The sequence below is a fragment of the Micromonospora sp. NPDC048935 genome (assembly GCF_043197875.1).
Classification (GTDB): Bacteria; Actinomycetota; Actinomycetes; order Mycobacteriales; family Micromonosporaceae; genus Micromonospora.
On the sequence record NZ_JBICTZ010000013.1, the window covers coordinates 110,456 to 125,020 of the forward strand.

Genomic DNA, 14,565 nt, shown 5'->3' on the forward strand with positions numbered 1-14,565 from the left:
CGTGGCGGGAGCCCTGGCCGGCGCGATGGTCGTGGCGCTCACGGTCGTCACCGGCTGGCCGGTGGCCGTGGCCGCGCCCACCCCACCGGCGCGCACCGGCGGTTGCCTGCGTCCGCCGGAGACCGTCGAGACCGGTGTGCCGTGGGCGCAGGAACGGCTGGGCGTGGAGCGGGCCTGGCCGCTGTCGCGCGGTCAGGGCGTCACCGTGGCGATCGTGGACACGGGCGTGGCCACGAACAGCCCGCAACTCAGCGGCCGGGTGCTCGCCGGCGTCGACCTCACCGCCGCCGGCCGGCCGCGCGCCGACGACGACTGCTTCGGGCACGGCACGTTCATCGCCGGCATCATCGGTGCCGCACCGGCGGCGGGCACCGGCTTCGTGGGCGTCGCACCCGAGGCGCGCATCCTGCCGATCCGGGTGGCCACCAGCACGGACGACGGAACGGCGACGCTGCTCGCCAAGGGCATCCGCACGGCGGTGGACGCCGACGCGGACATCGTCAACATCTCCGCCAGCACGCGGGCCCCGGAGCCCAGCCTGGTCGAGGCCATCGCGTACGCCGAGGCCAGGGACGTGGTGGTCGTCGCCGCCGCAGCCAACGGCGCCCAGCAGGGCCAGCAGGTGGCGTACCCGGCGGCGCTGCCCACCGTGTTGGCCGTCGGCGCGATCGACGCCACCGGCGCCCTCGCCGGGTTCTCCCAGACTGGCCGGCACCTGGGGCTGACCGCACCCGGTGTGGACGTGGTGAGCATCGGCCCCGGCGGGCCGGGCCACTGGCAGGGCAGCGGCACCAGCTACGCCGTACCGTTCGTGGTGGGTGTGGCCGCGCTGGTCCGGGCGTACCGGCCGGCTCTGACGGCGGCCGAGGTGCGGCACCGGCTGCTGGTCACGGCCGACCACCCGGCGGTGGCGTTGCCGCACCCGGGCTACGGCTGGGGCGTGGTCAACCCGGCCGCCGCCGTGGCGACCGTGCTGCCCGAGGAGGACGCGGCCCGGCCCGGCCTGCCCATGCCGGCCGCTCACCACCCGGACCTGCCGACCCCCGACCCGATCGGGCGTTACCTGGTCACGCTCGGCGCGGGGCTCGCCATCGTGCTGACCGGGCTCGTCGTCCTGCTCAACGTGCTGATGCCCGCCGGGCACCGACGCCGCTGGCGGCCCGGCCGCGTCGTCGAGGTCCGCCGACCACCGACGACCTGAGGTCCCGCTACGACGTCACTGCGCCGGCTGGTCCGGCGTCGGCACCTCGGGGGTCTGCACCAGGCGGACCGAGCGTCGGCGGTCGATGTACTGGCCCCGGGCGGTGGGCAGCGTCCGCGGCCGGATGTTGCCGAGGAAGGCTCCCTCCTCCCGAGGGCAGGAGAACAGGATCGCGGGAGAGCCCAACTCCCAGGCCCGACGCAGCACCGGGCTCATCATCGCCCGGGAGGCGCCCACCGTGCTCCGCGCGATGATCAGGTGCAGCCCGATCTCCGCACCGTGCGGCAACAGCGGCAGCAGGGGTTGCAGCGGCGAGTCCCGGCCGCCCTCGACCAGCTCGAAGTCGTCGACGATGATGAACAGCCGTCCGCCGGTCCACCAGTCTCGTCGGGGCAACCGGCTCGGTGGGACGTCCGGGCCGGGCAGCCGGCCGGTCAGCACCTGACCCGCCTCGGCGATGGTCGCGGTGAGACGCTCCGCCGACATCGAGTACCCGATCTGGTTCGCCTGTGGGATCGCGTCGTGCAGCTCGCGGCGGAAGTCGCCGAAGACCACACGTGCCTCGGCGGGCGGGTGGTGCGCCGCGACGCTGCGGGCGATGTGCCGCAGCAGGTTCGTCTTCCCGGTCTCGGTGTCCCCGAAGATCAGCAGGTGCGGGTTGGCGTCGAAGTCGTGCCACAGCGGTGCCAGGCGTACGTCGTCGAGCCCGAGCGGAACGCGGATCTCGGCCTCGCGTGAGGGCGCGGTCGCGACCGGCAGATCCGCGACCGGCAGCACCTCCGGCAGCAGGCGCACCCGCGGTGCGCGCGGTGCGGTGGGCACGTCCAGGGCCTCGACCAGCTCGGCCGTCGCCTCGGCCAGGTCCTCGGTCTCCGGAATCCCGTCGATGCGGGGCAGGGCCGTCAGGAAGTGCCGCCGATCCGGGGTGATGCCCCGGCCCGGGATGGCCGGCACGGTCGCCGCCACCCGGCTGTTGACCTCGGACTCCACCGGGTCGCCGAGCTTCAGCTCGAACCGGGTGCCCAGCACGTCCCGCAGCCAGGGCCGGATCTCCGACCACCGACCGGCGGAGACGAGCAGGTGGACGCCGAAGCTCAGGCCCCGCGCGGCGATCTCACCGAAGCGGTCGTCCAGCTCCTGGAAGTCCTGCCGTGCCGTGTACCACCCGTCGATCACCAGGAACACGTCCCCGTACGGGTCCTCGTCCTGGTATCCGCCGGCCTGCCGGGCCCGCCGGTAGCTGGTCATCGAGTCGATGCCGTGCTGGGCGAAGATCTGTTCCCGGCGGGCCATCAGATTCGTCAGGTCCAGCACGGTACGGGTCACCCGGTCGCGGTCGAGCCGGCCCGCGACGCTGCCCACGTGCGGCAGCCGCGACAGTGCACCCAGCGCGCCACCGCCGAAGTCCAGGCAGTAGAACTGCACCTCGGCGGCGGTGTGGGTCAGCGCCAACGCGCTGATCAGCGTCCGCAGCAGGGTGCTCTTGCCGCTCTGCGGGCCGCCCACCACACCGACGTTGCCCTTGCTGCCCGCCAGGGAGGCCAGCAGCAGCTCCCGCCGTTGCTGCGCGGGCAGGTCGACGAGGCCGATCGGCGCGACGAGCTGGCCGGTGCCGTACCCACCCACCGGGGCCAGACCCAGGGTGGGATGGTCGATCAGCGGAGGCAGCAGCTTCTCCAGCGTCGTGGTCTCGGTCAGCGGCGGCAGCCACACCTGGTGCGCGGCCGGGCCGTGCCCGTGCAGCACGGACAGCAGCACGTCGGCCAGGACCGGCGGCTTCTCGTCGTTGTCCTGCGCCGGGTCCGGCTCCGGCGTCACCGGCACCTCGGGGCGCAGGTGCGCGGTGCCGAACGGAACGACACCACCCTGGACCGCCTGGAGGCGGCGCTGGTGCGGCGGTCGCCACGGCCCGGAGCAGTAGGCGCCCTTGAACCGGATCAGAGTCTGGGTGTCCGGTCGCAGATAACCGTTGCCCGGCACGTTGGGCAACTCGTACGCGTCCGGCACACCCAGCACGCTGCGGCTCTCCATCGAGGAGAAGGTCCGCAGACCGATCCGGTACGACAGGTGGGTCTCGATCTGGTGGATGCGCCCCTCGTCGAGGCGCTGACTGGCCAGGAGCAGATGCACGCCGAGGCTGCGGCCCAGCCGGCCGATCATCGCGAAGACGTCGATGAACTCGGGTTTGCTGCTGAGCATCTCGCTGAACTCGTCGACGACGATGAACAGCGCCGGCATCGGCTCCAGCACGACGCCCTCGGTGCGCGCCTTCTCGTAGTCACGCCGCGACGGGTACCCACTCGCCCGCAGGTGCTCCTGGCGACGGTTCAGCTCACCGGTCAGCGCGTCCTGCATGCGGTCGACAAGCTCCAACTCCTCGGACAGGTTGGTGATCACGGCCGAGGTGTGCGGCAGCCGCTCGAAGCCGAGGAACGCGGCCCCGCCCTTGAAGTCGACGAGGACGAGGTTCAGCTCCTCGGAGGTGTGCCGGGCGGCCAGCGCCAGCACCAGCGTGCGGAGCAGCTCGCTCTTGCCCGAACCGGTGGCGCCGATCAGCATCCCGTGCGGGCCCATTCCGCCCTCGGCGGCCTCCTTGATGTCCAGCTCGATCGGGGTGCCGGTGGCCGACATGCCGATCGGCACCCGCAGCCGTTGCGCCGCCGTCCGCCCGGCGCGGTACGCCGCGAGGTCCAGAGTGGTCAGGTCGCCGAGCTGCAGCAGTACGGCCAGGTCGTAGTCGGTGGCCAGCGGCTCCTCGGTGTCGGTGCCCGCGCCGACCCGGTAGCGGGCCATCGACCGGGCCAGCGCCGCTGCCGCCACCACGCCCAACCGGTCCGGGCGGCACAGTCGGCTGCTGCTGGACTTGCCGAGGTGGTCGAAGGACACGATGTCCAACTGCTGCTCGGTGGCCCGCACCAGCAGGGTGTGCGGGTGCGCCTCCCAGCCCAGCGTCGCGCCCACGTCCAGGGTGAGCACGTTGCGATAGCCCTCCATGCCGAGGCGGTGGCCCGCCGGCAGGCGTGGCCCGTCGAGGACGAGCACCACGAACGGCTCGATGGCCGTGACCGGGGAGTCCGGCTCGTAGCCGGGGCGGTCCTGCACGTTCAGCGTGGCGAGGACCTCCTCGATCTCGGTGCCGTCGGTGGCGAACCTCCGCCGGGTGCCGGTGACGTCGGGGACGGTGTCGTCCTGCACGTGCGGCAGCCACTTGGCCCAGTCCCATTCCGGGCCCGGGGCGGCGGCGATCACCACCAACAGATCCTGCGGGGAGTGGGCGACGGTGAGCTGGGCCAGGATCGCGCGCACCGTGGACCGGGCCACCGCCACGTCGCCGCCGAACCCGATCCGCGCGAAGCCGCGCAGATAGATGGCGATCGGCGCGTCCTGAAGGGTGGAGTACGCCCGCAGGAAGCGACGCAGGGCGTGCGCGGCCAACGGCTCCAGATCCTCCAGCGGCTTACTGTTCGGTGCGGCCAACCGCACCGTGGAGCGTCGGGTGCCGAGCCCCACGCGTACCTCGCCGAAGTCGTTGTGCGCCGTCCGCCGCTCCCACAGCCGCTGACTGAGCGCCATCGACCACAGCGCGCCCGGGTCCGGGTGCAGCCAGCGGGCGGCGCGCCGCTCCTCGGTCAGCGCGGCGCGCACCTTGCGCCGCACCTGGCCGAGGTAGCGCAGGTAGTCGCGGCGCTCACCGTTGAGCCGGTGCTTGTGCTGCCCGGCGTTGCGGATCAACGGCACGATCAACATCGCGATCGCCGAGAGCACCATCAGGCAGACGCCCACGTAGGCCAGTGCGCCCGCGTTGGGGCGCAGGAACATGAGCACCATGGCGAGCGAGGCGATGGCCATCGGCGCCAGCATCAGCACGGCGCTCAGGCCCCGCTCGGCCGGCTCGGGGATGACCGGTGGCTCCTGGAGCGCGATCTCCTCGGCCGGCGCGACCGGGCCGGCGCGGCGAGCCCTGCGGACGTACGGCACCGTGCCCACGTTCGTCTCCTTCGGTGAGGGGTTTCCCTCCGATCGGCCCGGTCGCCTGCCGAGCACCCGTCGGGCGCGCGGCAGCGGGCTTATCGTCCTGGGGATTCGGCGCTCGACCCGGGAGTGATGTCGGAGGCCGCGGTCTCGCTTGTGGAGGCTGACCCGGCACCGGAGAAACGAACAGCAGGAACCATAGCAGGAGGGGGCGGTTGTGGCGGAGACACGCGTCACCCCGGATCAGTTGCGGGAGATCGGCAAGAAGATCGGCGCCCTTCTGGAGGACCACCAGTCGGTCTTCAACAAACTGGCGAAGATGGAGCCGAACGCCGGCAAGTTCGACGCGGCGACCTGGCTGGAGGATCTCTTCGTCGACCGCCGCGACGGAATCGTGGAACACGTGAAGTATCTGCAACGGGCATTCGACGAGATCAACACCGGCCTGTACCAGATCGCCGACGACTACGAGCGCATCGACGAGGGCAACGCCGACGCGGTGTCCGCGTTCAACAAGGACGCCAAGAAGGTGGTCGGCGGCATGGGCGACGCCGAGTTCGAGCCGACCAAGGTGCGTGAGCAGTCCAGCTACAAGACCGGCGACTACGGCTCCGAGGTGGACAAGTCGACGATCGACCCGGGGAAGGACCTGATCAAGCCCTTCAAGCCGGGCGACATCGAGGGCATGGACGAATTCCTCGACATCAAGGGCGTGGGGCCCAAGGACGACACCAACCTCGACCTCCGTGAGAGCCCGCTACTCAAGGACACCGACGGTTATCCCGACTCCCGGCTCGCCGAGGACAGCACCGAGGAGAAGCCGGAGGAGAACAAGCCCGACGAGAAGAAACCGGACGAGAAGAAACCGGAGGAGAAGCCACTCCCTACCGGTGACAACTTCGATCCGCATCACGAGCCGTCGGGGGAGAAAATCGTCCACAACCCCTCCAACGACGAGGATTTCCAGGGCAAGACGTACCGGTACTACGAGATCGACGGCAAGCACCAGACCGGTCCGGGCGGCGTCGAGATCTGGTGGACGGACCTGGAGCCCTACTACTACGACGGCCGCTACTACCGTCCGTACGAGCACTGACCCACCGAGATGGAACGGTTGAGCACGCAGCGCCTCTCGGCACCCGTCCGCCTCCGGTTCGTGCTCGGCTCGCGTGCCGTGGACGTGGCCCTGCCCGGGGACGCGCCGCTTGTCGATCTGCTGCCGTCGGTGCTGCTCCAACTCAACCCGGAGGCCGCCGATCACGGCGCCGAGCATGACGGGTGGGTGGTGCAGCGGGTCGGCGAGCCGCCGCTGGACGAGGAGCAGTCGGCCGTCGAGCTGAACCTGCTCGACGGTGAGGCGCTGCACCTGCTGCCCCGGGCCGAGCAGTTGCCGCCGATCGACTTCGACGACCTGGTCGACGGCGTGGGGGAGCAGGCGCGTACCAGCCCGTGGCGCTGGACGGTGGCGCGGACCCGCGCGATGCTGCTCACCGACGGCGTGGTGCTGCTGGCGGTGGGCCTGGTGGTGCTCTGGCTCGGCGGGCCGGCGGTGGTGCGTGCCACGGTCGCCGCGGCGCTGGCCGTCGTGCTCCTCGCCGCCGCCGGCCTGGTCAGCCGGGCGGTTCCGGACCCGCGGACGGGAACGCTGCTGGCGATGGCGGCGGCGGGATACTCCGCGACAGCCGGTTGGCTCGGGGCGGTCGCCATCGCCCCGCACTCGGCACTCTCGGTGCGGATCTGCCTGGCGGCACTGGCCGCGCTGGTGACGCTCGCCGCCGGGCTCTCCGCGGTGGCCGACGCCGGCCTGCTCTTCGCCGGTGCGCTCGCCCTCGCGGTGAGCGTCGCGGTCCCGGCGCTGCTCACCGCGGCGGGTCCGGTGACCCCGTCGGAGGCCGCCGCGTGTGGGCTGGTCTTCTCGATGGTGGCGGCGTTGCTGCTGCCGCCGGCCGCGTTCCGCCTCGGTGGGCTGACGTTGCCGCTGCTGCCCGGCAAGCCCGAGCAACTCTCCGAGGACATCGACCCCGAGCCGCACCGGATCGTCGTCGAACGGGGGAGCGCGGGTCTCGCGTACCTGGCAGCGCTCTCGATCGGGGTGGGTGCCGCGCAGGTCCTGATGGCCGCGGCGCTGCTGGTGGGCGGCGGGCGCTGGGAGATGATCCTGGCGTTGTTGGCGGCGACCCTGCTGAGCATGCGGGCCCGGCACCTGAGCGGCCTGGTGGCACGCTGGGCGACGATGACCCCGGCCGTCGCGCTTGTCCTTTTCACCCTGCTCCGGTACGCCGCGAACCAGGAGGGCGTGGCGCGGGCCGCCGTCCTGGTGCCCGCCGTGGTGGCGGTCGCCGGCGCGTTCCTGACCGCGGCGTCCACGCTGCCCGGCCGTCGGCTGCGGCCGTACTGGGCGCGCACCGTGGACGTGCTGGAGATCCTTCTCGCGGTGGCCCTGATCCCGGTGCTCGGCGCGGTGCTCGGGATCTACCAGATGGTCCGGGCCTGGGCCAGCTGATGGAGTCCCGCAAGGATCAGGTCCACGCCTACTTCTACACGGTCAGCCGCCTCAACTCGGCGGTGATGCAGGGCCGTCCCGACCCGCACGAGCCGCCGAACCAGCGTCCGCTCCTCGGCCTCGTCATCGGGATCCTGCTGGCCATCGTCGTCGCCGGTGGCTTCGGCATCTACGGCATCTTCCGACCCGGCGGAGACTCCTCCTGGCGGCAGGCGGGTGTCGTCATCGCGGTGAAGGAGACCGGCGCGCGTTACCTGCTGATCGAGGGGCAGCTCCGACCGGTGCTGAACTACGCCACCGCCCGCCTGGTGCTGGGCAGCGGAAGCCCGGCACGCCTCGTCCAGGTCTCCCGCAACTCGCTGCGGGGCGTACCGGTGGGAGCCCCGATCGGCATACCTGGCGCACCCGACACGGTGCCGGTGGCGGGCCGCCTCTACTCGGGTGCCTGGACGGTGTGCGCCCAACCGCCCGAACCCTCCGGCGCGGCCGCCACCACGCTGCTGTTGGGTGACCTCGCCAGGCCCGTCGCGCTGACCGACCGTGAGGGGTTTCTGGTCCAGACGACCGACCGCCAGCGATACCTGGTCTGGCAGGGACGCCGCCACCACCTGGCCGACCAGGCCGCGGTGGCGCTGGGCTACGCGGCGGTCGAACCGGTGTTCGTGACCCCGGCGTGGCTCAACCCCGTCCCGGCCGGACGGGACCTCGCCTTCCCCGCCGTGGGCGACCGCGGGAGGCCGGGACCGTCGATCGGCGGCCGGGTCAGCCTGATCGGCCAGGTGTACGAGGTACGCAACCCGGTTGGCGATGCACCCGAGCTGTTCCTGTCCCGCTCGGACGGATTCGTGCGACTGAGCCGCACCGCCGCCGCCCTGGTTCTGGCTGATCCGGGGATCCAGGCGGCGTACCCCGGAGGTGGGGTCGCGCCGATTCCCGCGCGGCCGGACGAACTGGCGGGCGCAACGGTCGCGGGTAGCACCGAGTTCGTGGACGGCTATCCGCCCGAGCCGCCGAAACCGGTGAGCGGTGCGTCGGTGCTGCCCTGCGTGGGCTTCCGGCCGACGCGGGACGCGGTGACTGTCACCCTGACCAGGATCTCGGCGTCGGCGGCGCGGTCCGCCCTGCCGGTGCCACGGACCGCCGTCGCGGCGGGCGGCATCGTGGACCGGATCCTGATCGCCGCCGGCACGGGGGTGCTCGCCCGCAACCCGTACGCGCCGGGCGGTGGTGGGGCGCTCTTTCTCGTCTCCGAGTACGGCGTGAAGTTCCCGCTTCCTCCCCGGGGCGCGGAGGCGCTCGGCTACGCCGGCACGACTCCTGTCGACGTCCCTTCCGAGTTGCTGGAACTGCTGCCGACCGGTCCGGCACTGGACCCGGCCGCGGCGCTGGTGAGCGAGACCTGGGGTGGTTGACGGGGGTTTTCCCCGCGAAGGGACCGGTGGGCGCGCTGGGGCGGTGTTGTCGCCGGACCCGCTGGTTGCATGAGCCCCACCAGGCGAGAAACAACCGGATCACCACGGTCCACAGCAGGGAGAGGAAGTCATGGCCAACGGGAATACCGCCCTCGATCCGCGCGTCGCGAACCGTGTCGCGGGGGATCACCGCCAGACTGCCGGCGACGTCGACAGCGCCAAGAGCAGGTTCAGTGCCGCGGTCGACCTGATGGACGACTACTGCGACGGCGCCATGATCAAGGCGCTGCTGGAGGCGCGGGACGACTGGATGGCGGAGGTGTCCCGCATCGTCGCGGACCTCAACGAGATGGCCGGCAACGTGGACGGCACGGTGCAGGACTTCGACGAGCAGGATCTGGCGAACGCCGGCCAGGTCGGCGCCATCGGCGTGGGCATTCTCAAGGACATCTGAGCCAGCACAACCGATCGGGAAGGGAACCGGCAATGCCCGACAACGGCCTCATCGGCTACCAGTACGACCAGATCTTCGAAGGCATCTCGCAGATGCAGAGGGTCAACCGCGACGTCGAGGGTTACATCGAGAAGTTGTCCCAGGAGACCGGCCACGCGCTCGACACCTGGACGGGGCCGGCGGCCGCGAACTACAACCAGCTCTCGAAGCGGATCGAGGACAACTTCGGCGACATGAACACCATCGTCGCGGAGTTGGCCAAGGAACTGGGAATCCGTGCCGACGACATGAAGGAGCAGGACATCCGCTCCGGCAACCGGTTCGGCAACCGCTGAGCGTTTCGAAGTGACGCCGAGGGGCCCGCGGGCTCCTCGGCGCATTCCGGCAGATCGTGACGAGTCCGAGCGGTGGGGGAATCGTGCCAACGGGTGAAGTTGGGTCCTTCGACGAGAAGAGCCCACCCACGGGAGAGACGTTCCGCAACTACGAGGTGTGGACGCAGATTGGCCCGTTCGTCGCGGACATCACCGAGCCCGGCCTCAACGCCGAGGGCGGCTGGGCCGAGGCGGAGGAGGCGTTCAACAAGGCGGAGGTCGAACTCGACCTCGTCCTGGAGGACTTCGACAAGTTGGCCAAGGAGCTGACCGGTGGGGCGAAACCGGCCTTCGCCGGAGATGCCGCCGCCGCCTTCGACACCCATGTCGCGGAGGTGGTCGGAAAGAGCAGGAAGGGCGTCTACAACGTCCTCGACGGCAACGCCTACGGCACCAAGATCGGCGACGTCGGCGATGCCATCGTGAGTTTCCGCCGGGATTTCTGGGACATCATCGAAACTGGCCACCGCCTGACCGACCGGCTGCGGGACTGGGTCACCTCCGAGATCGACAGAATCTACACCGGCGTCGACGACCAGAGCTCCAAGCAGGCGGATCTGGAGCGTGGGCTGGGCCAGGCATACCAGGCCGGCGAACGCTGGATCATGTCCAACCTGCGCGCACGGCTGATGGAGTTGTCCACGACGTACCAGGAGATCGGTGGCCGACTGCCTCCGTTCGACATCGCCGTGCTGAAGCCGATCGACACCAGCAGCGGTAACGACAAGAAGGATGACAAAAAAGACAAGAAAGACGACAAGAAAGACGAGAAGGACGACAAGAAGAACGAAGGCAGCGGCAGCGGCAGCGGCAGCGGCAGTGGCAGTGGCAGTGGCAGTGGCGGGAACAGCGGTAGTGGTAGCGGTAGCGGTAGCGGCAAGGGCGGCGATGGCCGTTCGAAGGCCCTCGACGAGGCCGAGGGCGCGGTGTCCGAAGCCATCGACGATCTGAAGAACGGTGACCCCACGCATGACGCCGCGCTCGACGAGGCGAAGAAGGCCGCGACCGACGCGATCGAGGACCTGTCCGACGGCTCCGGCGGTGCGGCGCCGCCGACCAGGGGCATCACGACCCCCGGGGAGATCCCTCCAGTGACCTCCGGCGGTGGTGCGCCCTCCGGTTCCGGCGGGAAAGCGCCCTCTGGTTCCGGCGGTGGTGCGCCCTCTGGTTCCGGCGGCGGAGCGCCGATCGGCGGTGGGACCTCCGGTGGTGACGCCGCGCGGGACAAGGCGCTCAGTGACGCGAAGGGCGCGGCAACCGATGCCATCGATGACCTCAAGAACGGTGACCCCGCACGCGACCGTGCGCTTGAGGACGCCAAGAAGGCAGCGTCCGATGCGATTCAGGGGCTCGGCTCGGCGGGTGCTGGCGTACCCCCCACGAGCGGCGGCCCCGGCTCGGGTGCGGCACCAGGCGCGGATGCGCGCAAGGACGCGCTGAAGGATGCGAAGAAGGCGGCCGACGACGCGATCGACGGCCTGTCGGGTGGGGCTGGCGGTGTCCCGGTGACGTCCGGTGAGCCCGGGAGTAAGGGTCCCGGCTCCGAGTCCGGCAAGCCGGGGGGCGGCTCGGGTAGCCCGGGTGAGGCCGCCGAGCAGGCGCGCAGGGATGCCCTCAAGGATGCCCGGGAGGCGGCCGACGACGCGATCGACGGCCTCGCGGGCGGCGGCGACTCGAAGGACGGGACACCACCGACTTCGTCGGCTGATCCGGTAGCCGAGGAGGCGCGCAAGGACGCGCTGGAGGATGCCCGGAAGGCGGCGGACGAGGCGATCAAGGATCTGCAGGGCGGTTCGACCACCGACCCGGTCGCCGAGCAGGCCCGCGACAAGGCGCTGGAGCAGGCGCAGGAGGCGGCCGACGAGGCGATCGAGGATCTGATCGACAAGCCGACAGGTGATCCGGAGGTCGACGCCGCCCGCAAGGACGCGCTGGAGGACGCCCGGGAGGCGGCGGACGAGGCGATCGACGAGCTGAAGGACGAGGACGCGGGCGACACCACCCCGAAGGAGGCGCGCGAGCGGGCGTTCGACGAGGCGCAGAAGGCCGTCGACGGCGCCATCGACGATCTCGACGGCGAGCGCACGACGGGCGGCGGTGCGGACACCGAGGCCAAGCAGGCCCGCGCGGACGCCCTCGCGGACGCCCGGGATGCGGCCGACGACGCGATCGAGGACCTGATGGGCAAGGGTGACGGCCAGCCCGACAGGGGTGACGGTCAGGGCGACAAGGGTGACGGTCAGCCCGACAAGGGCGACGGTCAGGGCGGGAAGGACGGCGAGGGCAAGGGCGACGGCAAGGGCGACGGGGCCGGCGAGAAGGCCCGCGACAGTGCCCTCGTCGAGGCCAAGGAGTCCGTCACCGACGCGCTCGACGACATGATCGAGGATGAGCGGGCCGGTCGGGGTGAGGGCGACACGGCCGCCGAGCGCGAGACGCGGGTGGAGGCGCTCACCGACGCCAGGGAGGCCGCCGACGAGGCCATCGACGACCTGATCGACGAGCCCGGCGGCCACTCGTCCATCTCGGACTACCTCAACGGCAAGTCCACAGCCGGAGCGGGCGGCGGCTCGGGCGGCGGTCCCGGCGGGGGCGCAGGTGGCGGCCCCGGTGGCGGGTTCGGCGGTGGCGGCGGTGGCGATGGCGGTGGTTCCGGCGGCGGTGGCGACAGCGGCGGGGAGAACCTGCCCGCTCCGCTTGAGTTGGCGCCGGTGGCCTCGGGGGATCCCGGCAACCCCCCGTCGTCCGCGTTGTCGGCCGGCGCTCAGGCCGGCCAGGGAGCCGGGTCCGGAATGCCGATGTCCCCGCCGATGGGTGGCGGCATGGGCAACCAGGGCGACCGGGACCGCGAACGCAACACCTGGCTCGTCGGCGAGGACGGCATGTGGGGCGACGACGGCGAGGCGGTCTCCAGCAAGGCCGTGGGGAGGAACTGACCCGTGGGCATCGCGAGACGAGGCCCGACCGGGCAGCCACAGACACTGCGGGACATCGCCCACGCTCTCGACGCGGCGTCCCCGGCGGACATCGAGGCGTCCGCCCGACTCTTCGACGAGGCCCGCAGCGGCCTGCGGGCGATTGCCGAGTCGCTCGACCGTGCGCTGGGTGAGCTGGACGACGCGTGGCGCAGCACCCAGGCCACTGTTGTCCGACTGGGCGAACCGTCACGTCGTACCCGGCAGTTGGTGCACCGCCTCGACGACGCCGAGTGCGGACGGCAACTGCGGGTCACGGCGAACGCGCTCGGTGTCGGGCAGGCGCGGGTGCGGGACCTCCAGGTGCAGCGGGCCTCGGACAGCGGTCCTTCCGACGACGAGTGGGACCGCCGGGCGCGGGTCGTACTCCAGGGCCTCTCCGAGACGTACCGCGATGTGGGTCTCGGTCTCGGCGGCCAGGACCCGCCGACCGCCGAGACCGTCGACGAGCCGGGGATCCGCCAGGCCCTCTCCGGGGCGCGCGACGACCCGCCGGGGGTCGTGCTCGCGGCGGACTCGGCTGCCGCCGACCTCTTCCGCCCGGCGGCCCCGACGATCAGGGCGGGTCAACCCGGCGACGCCGCCGCCGCGCCGTCGGGAGGCGGCGGCGGGGCGGGCGGCGGTGGCCTCCCGATGATGCCGCTCATGCCGATGGGCGGCATGGGTGCCGGCATGGGGGGCGGCATGGGCGGCCTCGGTGGCATGGCAAACGAGGGCGGTGGGCAGCGTCGCGGCAGCACGCTCGCGCAGGGCGACCCGACGGTGTGGAAGGACGCCGATGCCGGGTGGAACGTGCTCGGGCGCAGCGAACGGATCGACGAGCACATTCGGGAGGGGCTCCGCAAGGAGCTCGGGGACGCGAGGAAGGGTGACCGGAATGGCTGACCATACCGACCACGGGCCAGGCGGCTCAGGACTGAACGCGGTCTTCGCCATGCTCGCCGAGGAGCGGCGCAAACTGGACGAGTTCCAGGCCAAGATGCGCGCGGCGAGCACCACCGTCGAGTCGCCCAACAAGATGCTCAGCGCCGTGTTCGACGGCCGGGGCGAGTTGGTGAAGCTGACGTTCAACAACACCAAGTACCGCGGCATGGCACCCAACGAGCTGAGCAGCCTGCTGGTCGAGACGCTGCGCCGGGGCCGTGCCGAGGCGTTCGGGAAGATCGACGAGATGGCCGGCCGGGACGTCGTGCCCGGTGTCTCCTTCGGTGACCTGGCCGGCGGGAAGGTGGATCTCGACGTGGTCGTCGGATCGTTGATGACCTCCGCGATCGACCTGCCGTCGATCGTCCAGGCCGCGAAGAGCGAGGCGGGCCGGGCCGATGGTTGACGAGACGCGGATCGACCCGGAGGGAGCCCACCACCTCTTCAAGGTGGTCGACAGCGTCGCCGACGACATCGACGGTGCCCTGACGCGGGTCCGGAACATCCGGGCGAGCCTCAACGAGCCGTGGGGCACCGACGAACACGGTCGCAAGTGGGCGCAGCAGCGGGAGCCCAACGCCGAACAGACGCTTGGTTACGTCGCTACGGTGCGTGACGGGATCAGGGAGTTGGCCCGTGAGGGGCACGGCGCGATCGACGCGCTCGTGGACCAGGACAACGACAACAGCGCGAACCTCTCGTAGGTCCGCGTCATCAGCCGCATCGGGGAGTCTCGGTGTCTGTGGAGGT

11 protein-coding genes are annotated in these 14,565 nt (G+C 71.5%); 10 read left to right on the plus strand and 1 reads right to left on the minus strand.

What is annotated here, in order from left to right:
* The first annotated feature begins 1 nt into the window (after position 1).
* A complete protein-coding gene (gene mycP / locus ACGFIW_RS28945) occupies positions 2-1,201 on the plus strand; it encodes a type VII secretion-associated serine protease mycosin (RefSeq protein WP_393322252.1) in 1,200 nt (399 codons plus the stop codon).
* A 15-nt stretch (positions 1,202-1,216) separates the two neighbouring features.
* On the opposite strand, the gene eccCa is transcribed toward mycP, so the two are convergent.
* Positions 1,217-5,188 carry a type VII secretion protein EccCa gene (eccCa, locus tag ACGFIW_RS28950; RefSeq protein WP_393322255.1) on the minus strand — a complete coding sequence of 1,324 codons (3,972 nt, stop codon included), beginning with the start codon at positions 5,186-5,188 and terminating at the stop codon, positions 1,217-1,219.
* Positions 5,189-5,390: 202 nt separating this feature from the next.
* Between eccCa and ACGFIW_RS28955 the strand changes: the two genes are divergently transcribed.
* The 9 genes from ACGFIW_RS28955 to ACGFIW_RS28995 all read left to right on the plus strand — a co-directional run bounded on the left by ACGFIW_RS28955 (position 5,391) and on the right by ACGFIW_RS28995 (position 14,519).
* Positions 5,391-6,269 (plus strand): WXG100 family type VII secretion target, encoded by an 879-nt coding sequence (locus ACGFIW_RS28955; protein ID WP_393322258.1) that lies wholly within the window; start codon positions 5,391-5,393, stop codon positions 6,267-6,269.
* 18 nt (positions 6,270-6,287) lie between these two features.
* Complete coding sequence (gene eccD / locus ACGFIW_RS28960) at positions 6,288-7,676, plus strand: type VII secretion integral membrane protein EccD (protein ID WP_393322261.1); 1,389 nt, start codon at positions 6,288-6,290, stop codon at positions 7,674-7,676.
* The gene (gene eccB / locus ACGFIW_RS28965; protein ID WP_393322264.1) at positions 7,676-9,088 is read left to right on the plus strand and encodes a type VII secretion protein EccB; all 1,413 of its coding nucleotides are present in this window, start codon (positions 7,676-7,678) and stop codon (positions 9,086-9,088) included. The genes eccD and eccB overlap by 1 nt, the downstream gene beginning before the upstream one ends.
* A gap of 130 nt (positions 9,089-9,218) precedes the next feature.
* Positions 9,219-9,542, plus strand: coding sequence for a hypothetical protein (locus ACGFIW_RS28970; protein ID WP_393322267.1), 324 nt, complete (start codon positions 9,219-9,221; stop codon positions 9,540-9,542).
* Positions 9,543-9,574: 32 nt separating this feature from the next.
* On the plus strand, positions 9,575-9,877 hold the full coding sequence (locus tag ACGFIW_RS28975) for a WXG100 family type VII secretion target (RefSeq protein ID WP_393322270.1): 303 nt from the start codon (positions 9,575-9,577) through the stop codon (positions 9,875-9,877).
* Between the two features lie 83 nt (positions 9,878-9,960).
* Entirely contained in the window at positions 9,961-12,852 is a 2,892-nt protein-coding gene (locus tag ACGFIW_RS28980) for a hypothetical protein (RefSeq protein WP_393322272.1), read from the plus strand.
* 3 nt (positions 12,853-12,855) lie between these two features.
* Positions 12,856-13,776, plus strand: coding sequence for a hypothetical protein (locus tag ACGFIW_RS28985; RefSeq protein ID WP_393322275.1), 921 nt, complete (start codon positions 12,856-12,858; stop codon positions 13,774-13,776).
* Positions 13,769-14,221, plus strand: a complete 453-nt coding sequence (locus ACGFIW_RS28990) for a YbaB/EbfC family nucleoid-associated protein (protein ID WP_393322278.1) — start codon at positions 13,769-13,771, stop codon at positions 14,219-14,221. The genes ACGFIW_RS28985 and ACGFIW_RS28990 overlap by 8 nt, the downstream gene beginning before the upstream one ends.
* The gene (locus ACGFIW_RS28995) at positions 14,214-14,519 is read left to right on the plus strand and encodes a hypothetical protein (protein ID WP_393322281.1); all 306 of its coding nucleotides are present in this window, start codon (positions 14,214-14,216) and stop codon (positions 14,517-14,519) included. Before ACGFIW_RS28990 ends, ACGFIW_RS28995 begins: the two co-directional genes overlap by 8 nt.
* Positions 14,520-14,565: the final 46 nt, after the last annotated feature.